The 22,287-nt window shown below is 47.6% G+C and carries 18 protein-coding genes, 1 tRNA gene and 3 rRNA genes; 1 reads left to right on the top strand and 21 read right to left on the bottom strand.

Features of this window, described 5'->3' with window-relative positions; translation table 11 throughout:
- Nucleotides 1-144: 144 nt before the first annotated feature.
- The 13 genes from DCC85_RS00430 to DCC85_RS00370 all read right to left on the bottom strand — a co-directional run bounded on the left by DCC85_RS00430 (nt 145) and on the right by DCC85_RS00370 (nt 15,330).
- The gene (locus DCC85_RS00430; protein ID WP_108463799.1) at nt 145-1,221 is read right to left on the bottom strand and encodes a putative periplasmic lipoprotein; all 1,077 of its coding nucleotides are present in this window, start codon (nt 1,219-1,221) and stop codon (nt 145-147) included.
- A 95-nt stretch (nt 1,222-1,316) separates the two neighbouring features.
- Nucleotides 1,317-2,237, bottom strand: coding sequence for a YitT family protein (locus DCC85_RS00425; RefSeq protein ID WP_108463798.1), 921 nt, complete (start codon nt 2,235-2,237; stop codon nt 1,317-1,319).
- A 177-nt stretch (nt 2,238-2,414) separates the two neighbouring features.
- The gene (locus DCC85_RS00420; protein ID WP_108463797.1) at nt 2,415-2,561 is read right to left on the bottom strand and encodes a small acid-soluble spore protein P; all 147 of its coding nucleotides are present in this window, start codon (nt 2,559-2,561) and stop codon (nt 2,415-2,417) included.
- 147 nt (nt 2,562-2,708) lie between these two features.
- Nucleotides 2,709-2,797: transfer RNA gene (locus tag DCC85_RS00415), tRNA-Ser, on the bottom strand.
- A 72-nt stretch (nt 2,798-2,869) separates the two neighbouring features.
- The gene (gene serS, locus DCC85_RS00410; RefSeq protein WP_108463796.1) at nt 2,870-4,153 is read right to left on the bottom strand and encodes a serine--tRNA ligase; all 1,284 of its coding nucleotides are present in this window, start codon (nt 4,151-4,153) and stop codon (nt 2,870-2,872) included.
- Nucleotides 4,154-4,277: 124 nt separating this feature from the next.
- Nucleotides 4,278-4,862: a pyridoxal 5'-phosphate synthase glutaminase subunit PdxT gene (gene pdxT, locus DCC85_RS00405; protein ID WP_108463795.1), complete on the bottom strand. Its 585-nt coding sequence runs from the start codon at nt 4,860-4,862 to the stop codon at nt 4,278-4,280.
- A gap of 22 nt (nt 4,863-4,884) precedes the next feature.
- Nucleotides 4,885-5,766 carry a pyridoxal 5'-phosphate synthase lyase subunit PdxS gene (pdxS, locus tag DCC85_RS00400; protein WP_108463794.1) on the bottom strand — a complete coding sequence of 294 codons (882 nt, stop codon included), beginning with the start codon at nt 5,764-5,766 and terminating at the stop codon, nt 4,885-4,887.
- Between the two features lie 146 nt (nt 5,767-5,912).
- A complete protein-coding gene (locus DCC85_RS00395; protein WP_108467644.1) occupies nt 5,913-7,244 on the bottom strand; it encodes a D-alanyl-D-alanine carboxypeptidase family protein in 1,332 nt (443 codons plus the stop codon).
- A 200-nt stretch (nt 7,245-7,444) separates the two neighbouring features.
- Nucleotides 7,445-8,902, bottom strand: a complete 1,458-nt coding sequence (guaB, locus tag DCC85_RS00390; RefSeq protein ID WP_108463793.1) for an IMP dehydrogenase — start codon at nt 8,900-8,902, stop codon at nt 7,445-7,447.
- 295 nt (nt 8,903-9,197) lie between these two features.
- Nucleotides 9,198-9,314 (bottom strand): 5S ribosomal RNA (rrf, locus tag DCC85_RS00385).
- A gap of 232 nt (nt 9,315-9,546) precedes the next feature.
- Nucleotides 9,547-12,477 (bottom strand): 23S ribosomal RNA (locus DCC85_RS00380).
- A 452-nt stretch (nt 12,478-12,929) separates the two neighbouring features.
- A 16S ribosomal RNA gene (locus DCC85_RS00375) occupies nt 12,930-14,486 on the bottom strand.
- Together the 16S, 23S and 5S rRNA genes form the textbook arrangement of a ribosomal RNA operon.
- 283 nt (nt 14,487-14,769) lie before the next feature.
- The gene (locus DCC85_RS00370; protein ID WP_108463792.1) at nt 14,770-15,330 is read right to left on the bottom strand and encodes a hypothetical protein; all 561 of its coding nucleotides are present in this window, start codon (nt 15,328-15,330) and stop codon (nt 14,770-14,772) included.
- An 83-nt stretch (nt 15,331-15,413) separates the two neighbouring features.
- Between DCC85_RS00370 and DCC85_RS00365 the strand changes: the two genes are divergently transcribed.
- On the top strand, nt 15,414-16,019 hold the full coding sequence (locus tag DCC85_RS00365) for a TetR/AcrR family transcriptional regulator (RefSeq protein WP_108463791.1): 606 nt from the start codon (nt 15,414-15,416) through the stop codon (nt 16,017-16,019).
- 85 nt (nt 16,020-16,104) lie between these two features.
- Here DCC85_RS00365 and lysS read toward each other — a convergent pair whose 3' ends face one another.
- The 8 genes from lysS to pabA all read right to left on the bottom strand — a co-directional run bounded on the left by lysS (nt 16,105) and on the right by pabA (nt 22,216).
- A complete protein-coding gene (gene lysS, locus DCC85_RS00360; protein WP_108463790.1) occupies nt 16,105-17,616 on the bottom strand; it encodes a lysine--tRNA ligase in 1,512 nt (503 codons plus the stop codon).
- Between the two features lie 104 nt (nt 17,617-17,720).
- Nucleotides 17,721-18,197 (bottom strand): transcription elongation factor GreA, encoded by a 477-nt coding sequence (greA, locus tag DCC85_RS00355; RefSeq protein WP_108463789.1) that lies wholly within the window; start codon nt 18,195-18,197, stop codon nt 17,721-17,723.
- Between the two features lie 324 nt (nt 18,198-18,521).
- Nucleotides 18,522-19,523: a tRNA dihydrouridine synthase DusB gene (gene dusB / locus DCC85_RS00350; protein WP_108463788.1), complete on the bottom strand. Its 1,002-nt coding sequence runs from the start codon at nt 19,521-19,523 to the stop codon at nt 18,522-18,524.
- A 31-nt stretch (nt 19,524-19,554) separates the two neighbouring features.
- On the bottom strand, nt 19,555-19,758 hold the full coding sequence (locus tag DCC85_RS00345) for a helix-turn-helix domain-containing protein (protein WP_108463787.1): 204 nt from the start codon (nt 19,756-19,758) through the stop codon (nt 19,555-19,557).
- Nucleotides 19,710-20,255: a 2-amino-4-hydroxy-6-hydroxymethyldihydropteridine diphosphokinase gene (folK, locus tag DCC85_RS00340; protein ID WP_108463786.1), complete on the bottom strand. Its 546-nt coding sequence runs from the start codon at nt 20,253-20,255 to the stop codon at nt 19,710-19,712. Before folK ends, DCC85_RS00345 begins: the two co-directional genes overlap by 49 nt.
- A 9-nt stretch (nt 20,256-20,264) precedes the next feature.
- Complete coding sequence (folB, locus tag DCC85_RS00335; RefSeq protein ID WP_108463785.1) at nt 20,265-20,627, bottom strand: dihydroneopterin aldolase; 363 nt, start codon at nt 20,625-20,627, stop codon at nt 20,265-20,267.
- Nucleotides 20,628-20,649: 22 nt separating this feature from the next.
- Nucleotides 20,650-21,489, bottom strand: coding sequence for a dihydropteroate synthase (gene folP / locus DCC85_RS00330; protein WP_108463784.1), 840 nt, complete (start codon nt 21,487-21,489; stop codon nt 20,650-20,652).
- A gap of 145 nt (nt 21,490-21,634) precedes the next feature.
- Nucleotides 21,635-22,216 carry an aminodeoxychorismate/anthranilate synthase component II gene (pabA, locus tag DCC85_RS00325; protein WP_108463783.1) on the bottom strand — a complete coding sequence of 194 codons (582 nt, stop codon included), beginning with the start codon at nt 22,214-22,216 and terminating at the stop codon, nt 21,635-21,637.
- Nucleotides 22,217-22,287: the final 71 nt, after the last annotated feature.

Here is a 22,287-nt window from a genome sequence, read left to right as displayed (position 1 = left end):
CTCGCGGCGGACACCCTTGCCTTCAGCTAACAGTTCCTACTGCCAAGCCTGTAGCGGACTTTCACCGCCGAGTTATCGCCCATGCCGGGCGCACAATAAACAACCCCCGCGCCAAAGGCGCGGGGGTTATTATTGTTCTCTTGATTATTCCATACCTACCGAACTCATTGCTTCTTGAAATTGCTCCATGGTGAGAGCATCGGCCGGAATGCCATATTTGAATTCAGGCTTCTCATTAATCTTCGTATAAGTGCTCTTCGCCTCGAAGGAAATTCTGATGTTCTCATCCGAATCAGGATCATTGAATTGCAAGTCACCATTCAGGTTCTGGTACACTGGGAACTCATCCTTGTTAATCGCCGTATTCACATTGAACGTGTTGACTTTTAAGAATTTCTTCAAGTCATCCAGTCCCTTGCTCAGCTCAGCTTGATCGCCTTCAGATAGTTGCTTCTTAGCATCAGCAATATCATCTGTAGTCAGCTGAAGCATTTTCCGGTATTCCTCTTTGTTGAGGATGTCTAGCACTTTAGGGGCTACTTTGTTGACAAGAATCGTGATTGCATCTTTTACATTATCGTTGGTGATGAAGAACTGAACCACTTGCTTGGCTTCTACACCCTCTGGAAGGCTGGCATCCTTAGGGTCGATGTCCTTAAAGTACTTCCCAGAATCATATTCCTCAAAGGCAGCTTTGGAAATTTCACCAACCAGCTTCTGAGTCTTGTCAATATTGAACATATCCGGATTGAATTCTGTACCTTCCTGCTCAGCTAGTTCCTTCATGTCCAGGACCAGGAACTTACCCACAACAGATTCTGGAAGCGGGTAGAACGGAATGCTAGGGACCTTCACATACATTTTCTCTTTAGTAAAGATGATTGGAATTGAGATCGTTGTAGATACATCTCCCTGCAGTTTCACTTCAAAAGTAGCTTCTGTCTGCATAGGATCCTTTTGGTAAACTTGAGTAATGTTGATTTGTGCATTTTTCAGCATTTGAACAACGCTTTGCATTTCCTGTGTATCGCCTTCAGGAATGTTTAGCGACAAATCTTTAATTTGAATTTGATTATTCAGTACATAGGAATCCATCTTGAACGCGTTAAGTGCTGCATTTTGCAGAGCCTCTTTGGATTCCTTCTTGGTGCTACATCCGGAGAGGACAAGTACCAAAGACATGACCAGCATAATCGTGATGCTAAAAAACTTCCTCTTCATTCGTTTCTCCCCTTTTTCCCTCTTATAAATAAAAAAAAATCAATACATATCTATGATAAACGATTTAAGCTCCAGGAGAAACCCTAATTATGAATTTAATGGATTGCCCGTTTCTTAAATCTCCCACCTTTTACATCATGTATATTTCCAACCGCTAAGAACGCATTTTCATCAAACTGGTTGACAATTTCTTTAAGCTTAGCCTCTTCCAGACGGGTGATGACACAAAAGATTACCTTCTTAGGATCACCGGAAAAACCACCTTCTCCCGCAAGATAAGTTACCCCCCGGCCCAAACGGTTGATAATAGCATCCCCTATATCGTCAATTCGTTCGCTGATAATCCACACCGATTTAGATTCATTTAATCCATCTACGGTAATATCAATCGCTTTGGATGCGATATAGTACGCAAGAATCGAGAACAACGCCTGATCCCACCCAAAAATAAAACCTGCGCTTCCCAATATGAACAGGTTAAAAAACATAATAATTTCTCCCACAGAGAAGGGAAGCTTCTTCGCAAGGAGAATGGCAACGATTTCGGTCCCATCGAGAGATCCGCCAAAGCGAATGGCGATGCCTGAGCCCAAGCCCAGCAATATACCACCGAACACAAAGGCGAGCAGCGTATCTTTGACCACACCATCTACATGATGAAGCAGTACCGTGACCACAGACATCACCACAATACCAAGCAAGGTAGACAGAGCAAAAGTTTTTCCAATTTGTTTATATCCGATAAGGAGAAAAGGCAAATTAAAGAGGAATAAGAACAATCCTAAAGACCATTCACTTAAATAGGCTACAATCACGGCAACGCCTGTGATGCCTCCGTCTGTAATCTGATTAGGTACAAGGAATAACTCAAGGGCAACCGCGTAAATGACGGCCCCAATAATGATAAATAGACAGCGGAGCATAATGTTTATAGCTGTCCGTTTGTTGTGTTGTGGAGCGGGGTTAGGGGGTGTAAACTTGGCTGGTAACTGATCCGGTAAATTTATCAATGGCATCACTTCCTTCTATAAATAAATTCATCTCCCATTCCTGCTTACGAGCTGTGTATTATGTAGTAACCTTATTTCTATTATGACACTATTTTGATAGTGTGTCTTTACAAATCGCAAGAAAAAATGATAAAGCCCCGGCTTAACTGCCGAGGCTACTTAGGCTATATATAGGTTTCTTACTTAGCTTCCCTCCGGATTAAGATGACCCACATGATTACGATTCTTAACCTTCTTAGAACCCGATAACGGCTCAGGACCTCCTTGACCTTTACGGCGTTCCTGCTTTGGCTGCACCCCAGGGACCGGCATACTTCTTGGTTTGCTCATCCCATAGTCCTCCTCTTGGTTGTATGATGGAATCTAATTTTAAGTCAGTATCATTTTTTGATAAAAACGCTCCAGCTATGTGTGGATAGTTCTGGTCACAATAAAAAACCGCTGTCCTCTAAGGACAACGGTTGGCAGTAATATGTATGGCGGAGAGAGTGGGATTCGAACCCACGTGGGCTTGCACCCTAACGGTTTTCAAGACCGCCCCGTTATGACCGCTTCGGTATCTCTCCATATGATAAGATGCTGTTCATCAATACAACGTAACAAACAGATCTTATCATAACACGCAGGGTGATTTCAAGTTATTTCTTCAAGGTAATAACTTCCAACCCACCCATATAAGGTCTAAGCACTTCCGGAACCACAACACTGCCATCCTCTTGTTGATAATTCTCCAAAATGGCAGCAACGGTACGCCCAACAGCAAGCCCTGAGCCATTCAGGGTGTGCACAAATTCAGGCTTAGCCTTTGGCTCTGGACGGAATCGGATATTCGCACGACGGGCTTGAAAATCCTCTACGTTGGAGCAAGAGGAAATCTCCCGGTACATACCGCTTTCAGGCAACCAAACCTCAAGGTCATAGGTTTTAGCCGCTGTGAAGCCCATATCCCCTGTACAGAGAGCCAGTACGCGGTAAGGCAGCTTCAACAGCTGCAGTACACGTTCTGCATTCGTTGTCATTTTCTCCAACTCTTCATAAGATGATTCAGGGTGAACCAGCTTAATGAGCTCTACCTTGTTAAATTGGTGCTGGCGAATCAGTCCCCGTGTATCTCGTCCAGCCGCACCGGCTTCTGACCGGAAACAAGAGCTGTAGGCTACATAATAACGAGGAAGGCTGTCGGCATCGAGAATCTCTTCCCGGTGATAATTCGTTACCGGCACCTCTGCGGTAGGAATCAAATAGTAACCGTCTTCCGTCAATTTGAAGAGGTCCTCTTCAAACTTAGGCAACTGACCTGTACCATAGAGACTGTCACGGTTAACGATATAAGGCGGCAGCACCTCTTCATAACCATGGTCATTGCTGTGAAGATCCATCATAAAGTTAATCAGTGCGCGCTCTAGACGAGCCCCTAGTCCTTTGTAGAACGTAAATCTCGATCCAGTTACCTTCGCCCCAGCTTCAAAATCCAGAATACCTAGCTCTGTAGCAATATCCCAATGCGGCTTTGGCGTGAAGCTGAATTCACGAGGCTCACTCCACCGCCGAATCTCTACATTATCTTCCTCAGAAGCTCCGACAGGAACGCTTTCATTCGGAATATTCGGAATGGCCAGCATCAGCTCATCAATTTGAGCTTCGAGCTGTCTCACTTCTTCATCGAGTGCCTTAATACGGTCACCCACTTCGCGCATTTCAACAATCAGCTCGTCAGCGTTCTCCTTATTCTTCTTACGTTTGGCTACTTCACCAGATACAACGTTGCGACGATTCTTAAGCTGTTCACTTTCCTGCAGCAGCTCACGGCGCTTCTCGTCCAATTTGGGGAAATCGGCGATTAAGTCCAAAGATTTACCTCGAGCCTTCAGCGCTTCTTCAACCCGGCTAAAATCGTTGCGTAATATTTTTACATCTAACATTAGGTAGTCCCTCCTAAAGACAACTCTATGCCAAAACCTCAAAAGAGGCGGTTCCTCCCCGCCCCTTAATGAGATTCGGCCAGCACTTCCAAGGCAAGTTAAACTTCAGATGAATCCCTAAGGATTATTTTGAAGCTGCCTGGCTGCTCTTGACCATATCTACAAAATATTTATGCATCGCATAGTCATCCGTCAGCTCTGGATGGAATGAGGTCGCTAGTAAATGTCCCTGCCGTGCCGTTACGATCTCTTCCTTATAAGTAGACAGAACCTCAACATTCTCGCCCACTGCGGTAATTAGAGGTGCACGAATAAACACAGCGCGCACCGGATTGTCGATCCCCTTCATCGGAAGGTCTGTTTCAAAGCTCTCCCGCTGACGTCCAAAGGCATTCCGGGACACCTGGATATCCATGACTCCCAGATGCGGCTCCTCACCGCCCTCAATGGTCTTAGCCAGCACGATTAACCCTGCACAAGTTCCGAACAAAGGCTTTCCTTCTGAAGAAAATTGCCGAATCGCATCAATGAATCCGTATTTCCGCATGAGCTTTCCGATGGTCGTACTTTCGCCACCAGGAATGATAAGTCCTTGAATGTCGTCCAACTGCTCTATCTTCTTTACGGCAACACCTTGGGCTCCCGCAAGCTCTATGCTTCTCAAATGCTCTGCAACAGCGCCCTGGAGCGCCAGAACTCCAATCTTCATAATCTGTCCTTCTTTCTACGCCTTACCAGCCGCGGTCAGACATCCGATCGGCAGCAGCCAGCTTCGAAATCTCGATGCCTTTCATAGGCGTCCCCAAGTTCTTGGAAACCTCTGCAATCAATTTATAGTCTGTATAGTGAGTAGTTGCTTCTACAATTGCACGAGCAAACTTCTCTGGGCTATCGGATTTGAAAATACCGGAACCAACAAATACGCCATCTGCTCCCAAATGCATCATCAATGCCGCATCTGCAGGAGTCGCTACTCCGCCTGCTGCAAAGTTTACAACCGGAAGCTTGCCGTTCTCATGCACCTCAAGCAGCAAGTCGTAAGCCACACCGAGGTTCTTGGCTTCTGCATACAGCTCATCCTTGGACATGTTTTGGACTTTTCGGATTTGGCTGTTAATAAGACGCATATGACGTACAGCCTCAACGATGTTACCAGTTCCTGGCTCACCCTTCGTACGAATCATGGATGCACCTTCTCCAATACGACGAAGCGCTTCACCCAGATCCTTAGCTCCGCAAACAAACGGTACGGTAAAGTCACGCTTGTCAATGTGGAAGACTTCATCTGCAGGTGTTAATACTTCACTCTCATCAAGGTAATCCACACCAAGGGATTCCAATACTTTGGCTTCTACGTAGTGACCGATCCGTGCTTTAGCCATAACTGGAATCGACACAACCTTCATAACTTCCTCAACAATAGTCGGGTCAGCCATACGGGCAACGCCGCCAGCTGCACGGATATCCGAAGGTACCCGCTCAAGCGCCATTACTGCTGTGGCTCCTGCCGCTTCGGCAATTTTAGCCTGCTCAGCGTTCATGACGTCCATAATGACGCCGCCTTTTTGCATTTCAGCCATACCTCTTTTAACCCGAGATGTTCCAGTTTCCATGTCTCATGCCTCCCGTATTATATCCTCAGCTGCTTCGGGCTGTTTACGCCATCTGCAGTTTAACCATATTTCCATGATAATCTAACTTTTAATTTTACATGATCGCCCTTAAATACACAACTCAAACACTCGGAATACTTCAAGGATTAGAACAAGTTCTTAATGCTATTAAACAGGTCAGAGAAGAAGTCTCCAATCGCGCGAAGGAACAGTTTAAACCAGCCTGCCTTCTCAACCTCTTGAGCCGTAATCAGATTGACAGTCTTCTGTAGGGTTTGGTTAGACCCATCCACTTTATACGAGTAAGTTACCGTACCTACCTTCGTTCCCGCTTTAACAGGAGCAGTAAGCTTACCCTGCTCTGTCAAGCTAACCTTAGACGTAACCTTGCTTAAATCTGCACCTTTAGGCAGTGCAAATTTAACCTCTTGATCTGTAACGAGCGGCACGGATTTATCCTTACCCTTCTTCACGTCCACAGTCTCTGCGCCCTTAACTGTAGACTTCGGTGCAACTACTTGTTTTACTTCGAAATTGTTAAACCCATAGTCCAGCACTTTCGCTGTCTCTGTAAAGCGGTGCCCCTCAGAATCAGCGCCCATTACAACACTAATTAGGCGCATCCCATTGCGCTCTGCAGTACCTGTGAAGCACTGCCCCGCAGCATTTGTATGACCTGTCTTCATACCATCGAGACCCGGATAAGCGTATTTCTTAAAGTTTTGATTGCTAGCATTGGCTTCGAGCATCCAGTTATAATTAATAATCGGCTTCTTGTCGCGTTCACGGAACTTGTATGACTGGATTGTGGTGAAATCTTTAAAGTCCGGGTGATCTTCAACAATATTACGCGCCAGAATCGCCGCATCCATAGCAGACATTACCGTTTCCTTGCTTTTATCTGCAGGTTGGTACTTCTCTGGCATATCCGCAATGCTCAGGCCTGTAGCATTTGCAAAGTAAGCCGTCTTCAGACCCATTCGCTTGGCCTCATCATTCATCATTTTGACAAAGGCTTGCTCAGAGCCAGCCACATGTTCTGCCAGAGCTACGGTAGCATCGTTGGCAGAGCCAACCGCCATTGCTATGTACAGCTCCTTGACCGTATGTTTATCGCCTTCCGCCAAAAATATCCGTGAACCGATGGATTTTGCAGCATTCTCCTTCACTGTGACTACTGTGTCCCAGCTTAGCTTTCCCTGCTTGACCAAATCAGCCACGATATACTCTGTCATCATCTTCGTCATACTAGCCGGAGGCAAAGGTTCATTACTGTTTCCTGTAGAGAGCAGCACTTGCCCCGTAGATGCCTCGATCAGAACGGCAGACTTTACATTAAGCTGAGGTGCTTGCGGTAGCGCGACATTCAATTGGCTTGTACTAGTAGTTGCTGCAGCTGCTTGAGTCTGTACAGCATTAGTCCCTTCAGCCAAGACAGCAGCAGGCAGGACGGAGAAACACAGCATATTTATGAGCATTACGGACGCTACGCCCTTTTTCAGGATACGCCGTTTATATGTTCTGTTAGTTATCTTCTTCGGTTTCAATGAATCTTAAACTCCCCTCGGATATACTCGCTTTCCTATCAACTATTCTATCATAGGCCATTACGCAAAAAAAAGACAGACCCGGCCTGAAAAGCCGAGTCTGCCCTTGAACATATTACCAATCCCGAAAATTATAATGAATAGTTAGGTGCTTCCTTCGTGATTTGAACATCATGCGGATGGCTTTCGCGAAGACCAGCGCCGGTAATGCGTACAAACTCTGTATCGTTGCAAAGCTCGTTCAAATTCTTGGTACCACAGTATCCCATACCCGAACGCAATCCGCCCAGCAACTGATGAATCGTATCGGACAATGGTCCTTTATAAGCAACCCGACCCTCGATTCCTTCAGGAACCATTTTCTTATCATCATCTTGGAAGTAACGATCTTTGCTCCCCTGCTTCATAGCACTAAGGGAGCCCATACCCCGATACACCTTATAGCGGCGTCCTTGATAGATTTCCGACTCACCAGGGCTTTCTTCCGTTCCAGCAAACAAGCTGCCCAGCATGACCGCACTTGCTCCAGCTGCAATAGCCTTTGTAATCTCACCGGAATATTTGATACCGCCATCAGCAATGATCGGTACACCATATTCACGAGCTACTGAAGCACAATCATAAATAGCTGTAATTTGAGGAACACCAATACCTGCAATGACCCGGGTAGTACAGATGGAACCTGGCCCAATCCCTACTTTTACTACAGAAGCACCGGCTTCGATCAGCTCTCGAGTACCTTCTCCTGTAGCTACATTGCCGGCAATAATCGTAAGGTTCGGATAAAGCTTACGCAGCTCGCGAACCGCATCAACAATATTAATATGATGGCCATGCGCTGAGTCCACTGTAATTACATCCGCACCTGCTTTGACTAATGCCTCTGTCCGCTCAAAAGTGTCCTTAGAGATGCCCACAGCTGCTCCAACCAGCAGACGACCTTGAGCATCCTTCGCAGCATTCGGGAATTGAATGGCCTTCTCAATATCCTTAATGGTGATCAGGCCTTTGAGAACATTCTGTTCATCCACCAATGGCAACTTCTCAATCTTATGCTGTTGAAGGATAACTTCCGCTTCTTGAAGCGTTGTGCCAACAGGCGCTGTCACTAAGTTCTCTTTGGTCATTACTTCTTTAATCTTTATACTGTAATCATGAATAAAACGAAGATCACGATTCGTTATGATGCCCACTAGCTTTTGCTGGTCATTTACAATTGGGACACCCGAGATCCGAAATTTACCCATAACACGTTCTGCATCCGATACAAGATGATCAGGAGTTAAAGAGAACGGGTTCGTGATAACCCCGCTTTCCGACCGTTTTACCCGATCCACTTCTTCAGCTTGTTGCTCAATCGTCATATTCTTATGAATAATTCCAATGCCGCCTTCTCTTGCAATGGCGATGGCCAAGGCTGCTTCCGTTACAGTGTCCATCCCGGCACTGATCAGAGGAATATTAAGTTTCACGCTGTCGCTTAATTTCGTGGACACATCCACCTCTTTAGGCAGCACTTCAGATTTGCGCGGAATCAAAAGCACATCATCAAACGTTAGACCTTCTTTGGTAAACTTATTCTCCCACACCTGGGTTGTCCTCCTTAAATTCACTGTCCCAGCGGCCAAAATCCTTATGCACCAAGGCCGGAGTCATCTTACGGGAATATATTTTTACCATCTTAGCAAAGGGGATATAGGCTGTCAAGAAAAACCGGTGTGAAAACCAAGGTGCCTTTTCTGCAAAAACCAGTGTCCTTCCACAGTGCACAACAGCCTTGTTTATTAGACTTAGCTAAAGTGTACGCTCTTTGTTATCTCCTTATACAGGGAGATAAACAAAGAAAGCACCGTTGATATATCATCAACGATGCTCTCAATATCTGCTTGGCGGCGTCCTACTCTCCCAGGACCCTGCGGTCCAAGTACCATCGGCGCTGGAGGGCTTAACGGTCGTGTTCGGGATGGGTACGTGTGGAACCCCTCCGCTATCGCCACCAAACAGGTTTTTTCCGGTCGCTATCGCTCCCTGAAATTCATCAAGGAAAATAACCCACCTTCAAAAACAGCCTGCGAGTAAATATCAAACCTTGATATCCACCCACAATTGTTCAGATGTTTAATCACCTGAAAACTGGATACGAAACTTCATTGCGCTCTAGTTATTCTCTGGGCCCCGCCAAAGTACTCGGAATCAGCTTCATCAGCCTTTTCTTCACTTTGTGGGGTCATTTTAGGATAAGCCCTCGACCGATTAGTACTGGTCAGCTCCATGCATTACTGCACTTCCACCCCCAGCCTATCTACCTCGTCGTCTTCAAGGGGTCTTACTAATTGGGAAATCTCATCTTGAGGGGGGCTTCACGCTTAGATGCTTTCAGCGCTTATCCCTTCCGCACTTAGCTACCCAGCTGTGCTCCTGGCGGAACAACTGGTGCACCAGCGGTGCGTCCATCCCGGTCCTCTCGTACTAAGGACAGCTCCTCTCAAATTTCCTACGCCCACGACAGATAGGGACCGAACTGTCTCACGACGTTCTGAACCCAGCTCGCGTACCGCTTTAATGGGCGAACAGCCCAACCCTTGGGACCTACTTCAGCCCCAGGATGCGATGAGCCGACATCGAGGTGCCAAACCTCCCCGTCGATGTGGACTCTTGGGGGAGATAAGCCTGTTATCCCCAGGGTAGCTTTTATCCGTTGAGCGATGGCCCTTCCATGCGGTACCACCGGATCACTAAGCCCGACTTTCGTCCCTGCTCGACTTGTCAGTCTCGCAGTCAAGCTCCCTTTTGCCTTTGCACTCTTCGAATGATTTCCAACCATTCTGAGGGAACCTTGGGGCGCCTCCGTTACTCTTTAGGAGGCGACCGCCCCAGTCAAACTGCCCACCTGACACTGTCCCCGCACCGGTTCACGGTACCAGGTTAGAACTCCGATACGATCAGGGTGGTATCCCAACGTCGCCTCCACCGAAGCTGGCGCTCCGGCTTCCTAGGCTCCCACCTATCCTGTACAAATCGTATCAAAGTCCAATATCAAGCTGCAGTAAAGCTCCATGGGGTCTTTCCGTCTTGTCGCGGGTAACCTGCATCTTCACAGGTATTAAAATTTCACCGGATCTCTCGTTGAGACAGCGCCCAAGTCGTTACGCCATTCGTGCGGGTCAGAATTTACCTGACAAGGAATTTCGCTACCTTAGGACCGTTATAGTTACGGCCGCCGTTTACTGGGGCTTCGGTTCACAGCTTCGGGATTACTCCCTAACCGCTCCCCTTAACCTTCCAGCACCGGGCAGGCGTCAGCCCGTATACTTCGCCTTGCGGCTTCGCACAGACCTGTGTTTTTGCTAAACAGTCGCTTGGGCCTTTTCACTGCGGCCCCCTCGGGCTATTCACCCTACCGAGGCACCCCTTCTCCCGAAGTTACGGGGTCATTTTGCCGAGTTCCTTAACGAGAGTTCTTCCGCGCGCCTTAGAATTCTCTTCTCGCCTACCTGTGTCGGTTTACGGTACGGGCACCTTCACCTGGCTAGAGGCTTTTCTTGGCAGTGTGAGATCATGACCTTCGCTACTGTAATTTTCACTCCCCATCACAGCCCAGCCTTAAAGTGTGCGGATTTGCCTACACACCAGCCTCACTGCTTGGACGGACATCCATCAGTCCGCGTCACTACCCTGCTGCGTCACCCCATCGCTCATAACGGTTTACGGTGGTACAGGAATTTCCACCTGTTGTCCTTCGACTACGCCTTTCGGCCTCGCCTTAGGTCCCGACTTACCCTGAGCGGACGAACCTTCCTCAGGAACCCTTAGGCTTTCGGCGGATCAGATTCTCACTGATCTTTTCGTTACTCATACCGGCATTCTCACTTGTGTACTCTCCAGCGCTCCTTACGGTACACCTTCAACGCATACACAACGCTCCCCTACCCCTGATGCAAAGCATCAAGCCATAGCTTCGGTGGTGTGTTTAGCCCCGTTACATTTTCGGCGCAGAGTCACTCGACCAGTGAGCTATTACGCACTCTTTAAATGGTGGCTGCTTCTAAGCCAACATCCTGGTTGTCTGTGCAACTCCACATCCTTTCCCACTTAACACACACTTGGGGACCTTAGCTGATGGTCTGGGCTGTTTCCCTTTTGACAATGGATCTTAGCACTCACTGTCTGACTCCCGGATATGAGTCCATGGCATTCGGAGTTTGACTGAGCTTGGTAACCCTTGGCGGGCCCCGCACCCAATCAGTGCTCTACCTCCACGACTCTTTTCTTCCGAGGCTAGCCCTAAAGCTATTTCGGGGAGAACCAGCTATCTCCGAGTTCGATTGGAATTTCTCCGCTACCCCCACCTCATCCCCGAACTTTTCAACGTTCGTGGGTTCGGGCCTCCAGTGCGTGTTACCGCACCTTCACCCTGGACAGGGGTAGATCACACGGTTTCGGGTCTACGCCCACGTACTCAATTCGCCCTATTCAGACTCGCTTTCGCTGCGGCTTCGGCTCTTCACCTTAACCTTGCACGTGAACGTAACTCGCCGGTTCATTCTACAAAAGGCACGCCATCATCCATATAGAGGACTCTGACTTCTTGTAAGCACACGGTTTCAGGTTCTGTTTCACTCCCCTTCCGGGGTGCTTTTCACCTTTCCCTCACGGTACTGCTTCGCTATCGGTCGCTAGGGAGTATTTAGCCTTACCAGATGGTCCTGGCGGATTCATACGGGGTTTCACGTGCCCCGCACTACTCGGGATCCGTCTCGGAGGGAACACATTTTCACCTACAGGGCTTTTACCTTCTCTGGCGGGCCTTTCCAGACCTCTTCAACTAACCTGTTCCTTTGTAACTCCATGTGAGACGTCCCACAACCCCAGAGAGCAAGCTCTCTGGTTTAGGCTGTTCCGCGTTCGCTCGCCGCTACTGACGGAATCACTCTTGTTTTCTCTTCCTCAGGGTACTTAGATGTTTCAGTTCCCCTGGTCTGCCTCTTCATACCCTATGTATTCAGGTATGAGTGACTGGCTATTACACCAGCCGGGTTTCCCCATTCGGACATCCCCGGATCAAAGCTTGCTTACAGCTCCCCGAGGCCGTATCGTTGTTCGCCACGTCCTTCTTCGGCTCCTAGCGCCTAGGCATCCTCCGTGTGCTCTTAATAGCTTAACCTAATCGCTCGGTTTTTGGGCCGACACGCTCTGTTGTTCCTTGGTTTCTCGATTGAAATGAATCAACGTTGAAACCCACTCACAAAGGATCGATCGTCTCCAAAATACCTCGCTCTGTAGCTATCACTTCACTTGTTCTCTTCGATCACAAGTTTCAGCTAAAGAGATGTTTCTAAAACGCAATTTCGTTTCGTTATCCAGTTTTCAAGGATCAAGGACGAAATTTGGGGACAATCACCTTGAGGTGCTGTTCAAAATTTCTGTCAACCTGCCAGCTTTATCAGCCGGAAGATCATCTTATCACATCCATACTCACTTAACTACAAGCAAGTTTTGGAAGCGACAGTCCTGAGAGTTTGAGCTCTCAAAACTGACCAACGAGTGAGATGGTTTGGTTAACTCCAGGTTAACCGATATTTGAATGTCTTCACCACCGAAGACGATTCTCCATAGAAAGGAGGTGATCCAGCCGCACCTTCCGATACGGCTACCTTGTTACGACTTCACCCCAATCGTCTACCCCACCTTCGGCGGCTGGCCCCCTTGCGGGTTACCTCACCGACTTCGGGTGTTGTAAACTCTCGTGGTGTGACGGGCGGTGTGTACAAGACCCGGGAACGTATTCACCGCGGCATGCTGATCCGCGATTACTAGCAATTCCGACTTCATGCAGGCGAGTTGCAGCCTGCAATCCGAACTGAGACCGGCTTTTCTAGGATTCGCTCCAGATCGCTCCTTCGCTTCCCGTTGTACCGGCCATTGTAGTACGTGTGTAGCCCAGGTCATAAGGGGCATGATGATTTGACGTCATCCCCACCTTCCTCCGGTTTGTCACCGGCAGTCACTCTAGAGTGCCCAGCTTGACCTGCTGGCAACTAAAGTTAAGGGTTGCGCTCGTTGCGGGACTTAACCCAACATCTCACGACACGAGCTGACGACAACCATGCACCACCTGTCTCCTCTGTCCGTAAAGGAAAGGTACATCTCTGTACCGGTCAGAGGGATGTCAAGACCTGGTAAGGTTCTTCGCGTTGCTTCGAATTAAACCACATACTCCACTGCTTGTGCGGGTCCCCGTCAATTCCTTTGAGTTTCAGTCTTGCGACCGTACTCCCCAGGCGGAATGCTTAATGTGTTAACTTCGGCACCAAGGGTATCGAAACCCCTAACACCTAGCATTCATCGTTTACGGCGTGGACTACCAGGGTATCTAATCCTGTTTGCTCCCCACGCTTTCGCGCCTCAGCGTCAGTTACAGCCCAGAGAGTCGCCTTCGCCACTGGTGTTCCTCCACATCTCTACGCATTTCACCGCTACACGTGGAATTCCACTCTCCTCTTCTGCACTCAAGCCACCCAGTTTCCAGTGCGACCCGGAGTTGAGCTCCAGGATTAAACACCAGACTTAAATGGCCGCCTGCGCGCGCTTTACGCCCAATAATTCCGGACAACGCTTGCCCCCTACGTATTACCGCGGCTGCTGGCACGTAGTTAGCCGGGGCTTTCTTCTCAGGTACCGTCACCTCAAGAGCAGTTACTCTCTCAAGCGTTCTTCCCTGGCAACAGAGCTTTACGATCCGAAAACCTTCATCACTCACGCGGCGTTGCTCCGTCAGACTTTCGTCCATTGCGGAAGATTCCCTACTGCTGCCTCCCGTAGGAGTCTGGGCCGTGTCTCAGTCCCAGTGTGGCCGTTCACCCTCTCAGGTCGGCTACGCATCGTCGCCTTGGTGAGCCGTTACCCCACCAACTAGCTAATGCGCCGCAGGCCCATCCGTAAGTGACAGATTGCTCCGTCTTTCCCAAATCCCTCATGCGAGGAACTTGTGTATCCGGTATTAGCTACCGTTTCCGGTAGTTATCCCAGTCTTACAGGCAGGTTGCCTACGTGTTACTCACCCGTCCGCCGCTAAGTTATTTAGAAGCAAGCTTCTAAATAACTCCGCTCGACTTGCATGTATTAGGCACGCCGCCAGCGTTCGTCCTGAGCCAGGATCAAACTCTCCATTAAAGGTAAAGCTTGTGACTCATTTTGAAACTGACGAGAAAACTTAATTTCTCATTTATATCTCACTCGTTGTTCAGTTTTCAAAGATCAAACTATTCTTTCGTCTCAACCGAACCCGTCGGCATCAACTCTTATATCTTATCACAACCGACTCAGCAATGCAACACTTTTTTTCGAAGTTGTTTATGCTTTAGTTAATCAATAAAATGACTAACTTGCGGCCGGATTTATAATATACCATGACGACAGATTAAAAGCAAGCTATTTATCAAACTTTATGTGGTTATTAGTGAAGGCTGCTGTCCCTATTAGTTTGTTTATGGCTCCTAGGCCACAAGGTATAACTGAAACTGATCAAAAAATCTATTCCCAGAATCATTGCCCAACGAACAACCATTAATGACAATTGCTCTGTTCGTTTAGCATCTCCTATCCAAAGGACCATTATTCCTAGTATGGCTGAACCAATCATCCAGGCCAGTAAATGACGATACCAGCCTTGACGTTCCTTCTTAGCATGTGCGGATCCATACCGGGGACCGCGCGAAGGCTTTGGCCCGCCTGCAAACCGATATGCAAATTGACGATCAGCCCAATTAATCATGCTATGACCAAGGGCAAGCGTAACCCCAACATAAACCGCGGCTAGTCCGTGAAAGAAGCTGGCTGTTGCTCCATTATGAAGTTCCGTTACAGTTGCCCCAATTAGAATGAGGTCAATTAGAGGAGTACACCACAATAGAACAGCTCCTAACTGCTTCTTACGAAACAAATAACGGACGGCTAGTCCTGAGACAACGAATACCCAAAAAGCAACTTCACACGCTATAATTAACGTTAAAATCATGATATCCTCCTCTTTTTAACACAAATGTACTATTTAAATGTAGCACACCTGTACTAAATAATCAATCATGATATAATATAGCTATGCCAAAAATCGTAGATCATGAAAAACAGAAACAACTGGTTGCAGAGGCCGCCTGGCGAATTATACGGAGGGATGGACTTGAACGCGTCTCCGTTCGGTATGTAGCCGAAGAAGCTGGCTTATCACCAGGGTCGCTTCGTCACTATTTCAACTCTCAGTCTGAATTATTAGAATATTCGATGAGTTTGGTATCTGACAGGGTCAAGAATAGGGCGCTTCAGCATGCGGACGACTCCTTGCTCACAGGTATCACATCACTCACTGAAGAATTACTACCATTAGATGATGAACGCAGGGCCGAAATGGAGGTGTGGTTTGCTTTTACGGCCAAAGCTATGTCTGACCAGATACTAAAGCCCCTAAGCCAGCAGGTTTATCGGGAGATGCGCGGGATGTTTACTATAATGATAAAATCCCTTATCGAATATGAGATAGCCAAGCCTGATATAGATCCGGAGCTGGAGGCAAAGCGCCTGCATGCTATGGTTGACGGTTTGGCCATTCACGGCATATCGCAGCCAGAAGATTTTACGAGTGAACAGATGAGGGCCATTGTCCTTCATCATCTACAGTCCTTACTAAAAGACGGGATAAATATAGAATAGGTACCCTTACAGATAGCAAAAAAGGAACGGTTCTAGCTTCGACTAGAATACCGTTCCTTTATTATAGTTGGATACAATTATGAGCTTACTCCCCTGAACGAGAACGCATATGCGGGAAGAGCAGAACATCGCGGATTGATGCCGCGTTTGTTAACAGCATAATCAAGCGGTCTACCCCAATACCCAGTCCCCCTGTTGGAGGCATACCATATTCTAGCGCCCGAATAAAATCATCATCCATTTCATGAGCCTCATCATTACCCTGCTCACGTTCCTTCAGTTGAGCTTCGAACCGCTGACGCTGATCAATCGGATCGTTCAGCTCGGTAAATGCATTGGCATGCTCACGCGCTACAATAAACAGCTCAAACCGGTCTGTAAAGCGTGGGTCCTCTTCATTCTTCTTGGCAAGTGGTGAAATTTCCACCGGATGTCCTGTAATAAATGTCGGCTGAATGAGCGTCTCTTCTACAAATTGTTCGAAGAAGGCATTCAGAATATGACCAAAGGTCATATGCTTCTCAACAGGTACTTTATGCTCTTTGGCAATGCGATGAGCCTCTTCATCGGTCATGTGCACGCTAAAGTCCACGCCTGTTACTTCCTTAACTGCATCTACCATGGATACCCGGCGCCATTGCGGCTTCAGATTCACTTCATGGCCTTGATAGTTAATAACTTGGGTGCCGAGCACATCCTGAGCGATATGGGCAATCATATTCTCAGTCAGAGCCATAATATCTTTGTAGTCAGCATAAGCTTCATAAAGCTCGATCATCGTAAATTCAGGGTTATGGCGTGTGGAAATCCCTTCGTTACGGTATACACGTCCGATCTCATATACCTTCTCCAAACCACCAACAATCAGCCGCTTCAGATGCAGCTCAATCGCAATACGCATGTAAAGCTCCATATCCAGCGCATTATGATGGGTTACAAATGGACGAGCAGCCGCTCCCCCAGCAATATTATGCAATGTTGGTGTTTCCACTTCCAGATATCCAAGGGAATCCAAGTAACGGCGCATGGACTGGATAATCCGAGAACGGGTAATAAAGGTTTGTTGGACTTCAGGATTAATGATCAAATCAACATAACGTTGACGGTAACGAAGCTCCACATCCTTCAAGCCATGATACTTGTCAGGCAAAGGATATAGCGATTTGGTCAGAACTTCAATGTGTTCAGCCTTAATGGTTGTCTCACCTGTCTTGGTCTTGAAGACCTCACCGCTGACACCGATAATATCCCCGAGATCGAGAATTCCAAAAGCAGCATACTCGGTTTCAGGCACGCTGTCCTGACGAACATAAATTTGAATCTTACCGCTCAAATCCTGGATGTGAGCAAAGCTTGCCTTACCCATCGTACGCTTTGCCATGATTCTTCCGGCAATACGCACCTGAACTTTCTTCTCTTCAAGCTCTTCCTTCGTAAGCCCGTCATACGCGTTAAGAATGTCGCCGGCATTGTGGGTTCTTTCGTACTTCTTACCGAATGGATCAACACCGAGACCGCGAAGCTCGTCCAATTTATCGCGTCGTATCTGCAGCAGCTCGCTGACTTCTAATTCTTGGTTTGTTGTTTGTTCACTCATGTTCCTATGTCCAACTCCTTCACCAAACTATACTCTATATCGTAAAAACAGGGAAAGAAGCCTCCTTAAGGAAGCTTCTTACACCGTCTACTTTCGGCTGTGCCTTATTTCTTAATATCCAAGATTTTATATTGAATCGTGCCAGCTGGAACGATTACGTCCACAACCTCACCCTTTCGCTTACCCAGAATAGCTCTGCCGACAGGGCTTTCATTAGAAATTTTGTTCTGAAGCGGATCGGACTCAGCGGTACCAACAATGGCATATTCCATCTTGTCGCCAAACTCCATATCCTCCACAATAACAGTGGATCCGATGCTTACCGTATCCGTGTCGATCTCATCATTATTGATAATCCGCGCATTGCGCAGCATTTTCTCCAATGTAATAATGCGGCCTTCGATAAAAGCCTGCTCGTTCTTCGCATCTTCATACTCAGAGTTCTCACTGATATCACCGTAGCCAATGGCTACTTTAATCCGCTCCGCAACTTCACGGCGTTTCACGGACTTCAGGTTTTCCAGTTCCTCTTCCAGTCTCTTCAGACCATCTTGCGTAAGAATGACTTCTTTGTCGCTCATCTCAACCGATTCTCCTGTCATGAAAAAATAATTTTCGCCCTCTGCACCCCAGGCGTCAGGCCTCTTAAGACAAGAGCCTATCATCACGGAGGCAGCAGACGCCCCATTCGGACGCCGGCCGTGAAAGTTCACGTATCGTTATTAGAATATCATATGCTATCTCGCAGGGATGAGAACATCCCTTATCGTGGAAGTTATCCCCAAAGGCGAATTTATACTGAGAAATTATAGGGGAACCACTGCGAAATGTCAATGACACCAAAATGAACTAAACTGCAGATGTTCACAAACAAAATATTTCAAATTCAGGAGAAGTAACGGCCTTTAAGCCGATTCAACGGTTTCCCGATGCTCCTTCTGCAATCCTTCAACATAATTCTCCAGAATACGCACCATTTCGTCCCGTTTCGTCTCTTCCATAATAACATCTTTAACGCGAGCTGCGCCTTCTAAGCCCTTAAGATACCAAGCCAAATGCTTGCGCATCTCCCGAACGGCCACATCTTCTCCACGCAGGGCAATCAACCGGTCCATATGCAAAATAGCAATACGAATCTTTTCTTCTGCTGTCGGCTCGCTAATCAGCTTGCCTGTTTTCAAATATTCCACTGTACGGTAAAGCATCCACGGATTGCCGAGTGCCCCCCGGCCGATCATGACGCCATCACAGCCCGTCTCATCAAGCATACGGCGTGCATCTTCAGGCGTAGCCACATCCCCGTTACCAATAACAGGAATCGACAAGGCTTCTTTTGCCTGTTTTATAAATCCCCAATCGGCGCGTCCTGTATACTGCTGTTCCCGAGTCCGTCCATGAATACTAACAGCTTTACCGCCCGCCTGCTCAACGGCTTTGGCATTCTCAACCACAAAAATATGATCCGAATCCCAGCCAATGCGCATCTTTACAGTGACTGGCTTGCTTACAGCCGCAACAACAGCCGACACCATTTCATGAATCTTATTGGGATCAAGCAGCCAGCGTGCACCAGCATCAGCTTTCGTTACCTTTGGTGCAGGGCAGCCCATATTGATGTCGATAATGTCGGCATTTGTCTCTTGGTCTACCACCTTAGCAGCTTCAACAAGCGAATCGCGGTCCCCGCCAAAGATCTGTAGGCTTAGCGGCTTCTCCCGCTCATCCACGAACAGCATCTCCCGTGTCCGCTGATTGCCATGCACGATAGCCTTGCCGCTAACCATCTCCGCACATACAAGCCCGGCCCCGAACTCCTTAGCAATGAGACGGAAGGCTGGATTGCATACGCCCGCCATCGGAGCAAGCACAACCTGATTTTTCATTTCAATATCGCCGATCTTTAGCATGGTTTCACCTCTCTTAAAGAAAAGACAATTCTTATTCTTTCGTCAGTTCCGTTACCGAAATGCCCAGAACCTCTGCAATTTTAGATAAAATTTGATCTTCCGCTTTACGATTTCCCCGCTCAATAGCCCCTAAAATCGCTAGCGAGATTCCAGACTCCTTAGCCAGTTCTTGCTGCGTGTAGCCTTTTAATTTTCGGAAGGCGCGGATTCGCTGCGCCAGCTGCATGTTTTCCAAAAGCGGACTCCTTCCTTTCCGCCCCCTTGCTCTAAAGCGGTCCGAACCAAATCCGAGAGGCCTGTCTGGTCCTCTTCAGTGATATCTGCAAGCGGGACGAGCACGAATGCCCGTTCCATCATACGTGGATGGGGAAGTGTAAGCAGGGGCGTCTCCATTGTGATTCCCCCCATCCAGAGCAGATCCAAATCTACGGTTCGCGGACCGTTGCGAATAAGACGCTGCCGTCCAAGCTCAAGTTCTGTCTCCAGCATATAAGTCAGCAGTTCTTCAGGCTGAAGACGGGTGCGGACTGCAATCGCCATATTGATGAAGTTAGGCTGATCCAGATACCCTACAGGATCAGTCTCATATAACGATGAGCAGCGAAGGACCTTAATTTCAGAATGTCGATCGAGCCGCTCCAGCGCTTCCAGAAGCGTGCCTTCCCGATCTCCCAAATTGGCCCCTAATGCAATATAAGCCTCTGAATACTCAGAGGAAGGAATTGAATTCATACCAGGCTCTCACTTTCTCGTCCTAAACAATTCTACCGTTACACCTTCAAAATGAATGTCGAACGGAGGATGCGGCTTGGTCACCTTGACCGTAAGCGCATCTATAACAGTATAAGTGTCCAGTACGACAGATGCAATATGTTCAGCTAGGGCTTCTATGAGTTTGAAGCTGGTTTTCTCAACCGCTTCCTTAACCGTCTCATGAATCTCTGCATAATTCACCGTCTTGCTCAGATCATCATTCTTCCCGGCTTCCCTTAGATCCAGCTGAAGCTCCAGGTCAACATAGTATCTTGCGCCGAGCTTGCGCTCCTCTTCAAAAACACCGTGATAACCATAGTACTCCATACGGCTTATCCGCATTTTATCCATAACTTACACTTCTCCTTACCTTTTATGGGGTAGACAGCATGGCATCACACATTGCCGCTGTGCGTTTCATTTCCTTGACATCATGAACTCGAACAATTTGGCAGCCCTGAGCGATACCTAAAGCAACTGTAGCCGCTGTTCCGAAGGCAGTCTCTTCGATCGGTACATCAAGAGCCGTACGAATGAATCTTTTGCGCGAAGTGCCTAAGAGCAGCGGATATCCAAGCTTCACCAGCTGGTCAAGCGACCTCATTACTTCAAGATTCTCATGATAATCCTTGGCAAAGCCAATGCCTGGATCGAGAATAATATTGCAATCCGACACCCCGGCCTGCCGTGCAATTTCGACGCTTTCCAACAAATCAGAGGCGATGTCTGCCAGAAGATTGTTGTAATTTCGATCCTTGCGATTATGCATTAGAATGACAGGACACTCATATTCAGCGGCAACCTTTGCCATGAGCGGATCTTCTTTAAATCCCCAGATATCATTAATAATATGAGCTCCTGCCTCAAGCGATCGCCTAGCCACCTCTGCTTTATAGGTGTCTACAGAAATGGGAGTATGAGGAGCAGCTTCGCGAACAGCCTTTACGATTGGAATCACTCGGTCCAGCTCTTCCTCCAGGCTGACACTTGCGTGTCCAGGACGTGTCGATTCCCCGCCAATATCGATGATGTCCGCGCCATCCTCAATCATCTGAAGAGCATGGGCTACCGCTCGCTCCCTATTATTGTAACGCCCCCCATCTGAGAAGGAATCCGGTGTAGCATTTAAGATTCCCATAATTAAGGTGGACTTGTCCAATGTAAAACTAAGACCGCCATAAGCGTAGCTTCTTTCATATCTAACTGGCTGCATACCCTTAACACCTCCTATATATTACATTTCCAATGTCCCTTTTAACCAATCAAACAAAAAAAGCCATGATCTCTAAGAAGCAACAGACCACGGCTTGGTAGTGCAATAAACAGTCTATCTACTCTTGATGCTTAAAGTAAAATGATTAAATTGACGATGCCGATTTTCGACTGAGGAAATTACGAAGAATCTGATGCCCGTAATCCGTAATAATGGATTCCGGATGAAATTGTACGCCCTCAATGTCATATTCCTTATGACGTAGGCCCATAATCTCCCCCTCATCCGTTTCTGCTGTGATCTCCAGACAATCCGGAAGGCTCTCCCGCTCAACCAGCAGCGAATGATAACGGGTAGCGATAAATGGAGAGGGCAGTCCGGCAAATACGGAACCGCCATGATGAATAATCGGTGAAGTCTTTCCATGCATTAGGCGCTCTGCACGAATCACCTTACCGCCAAAGGCCTGTCCAATGGATTGATGTCCAAGGCAGACGCCAAAGATTGGAACCTTTCCTTTGAAATGATGAATAACTTCAAGACTGATCCCCGCCTCATTAGGGGTGCAAGGACCCGGTGATATTAAAATATGATCAGGGGCCAAAGCCTCGATACCCTTAATATCAATCTCATCATTACGGTGTACTGTCACTTCCTGTCCAAGCTCACCCAAATACTGCACAAGATTGTAGGTGAATGAATCATAGTTATCGATGACCAAGATCATGGCAGTGCCTCCTCCTTGTTTCCGACTGCTTTCTATACTTCCATCTTAACATGTTATTCGGGAATTGAGGG

Source organism: Paenibacillus sp. CAA11, from assembly GCF_003060825.1.
Taxonomy (GTDB): Bacteria; Bacillota; Bacilli; order Paenibacillales; family Paenibacillaceae; genus Fontibacillus.
Note: the sequence above shows the minus strand (reverse complement) of the source record. Positions and strands in the feature narration are given on the sequence as shown.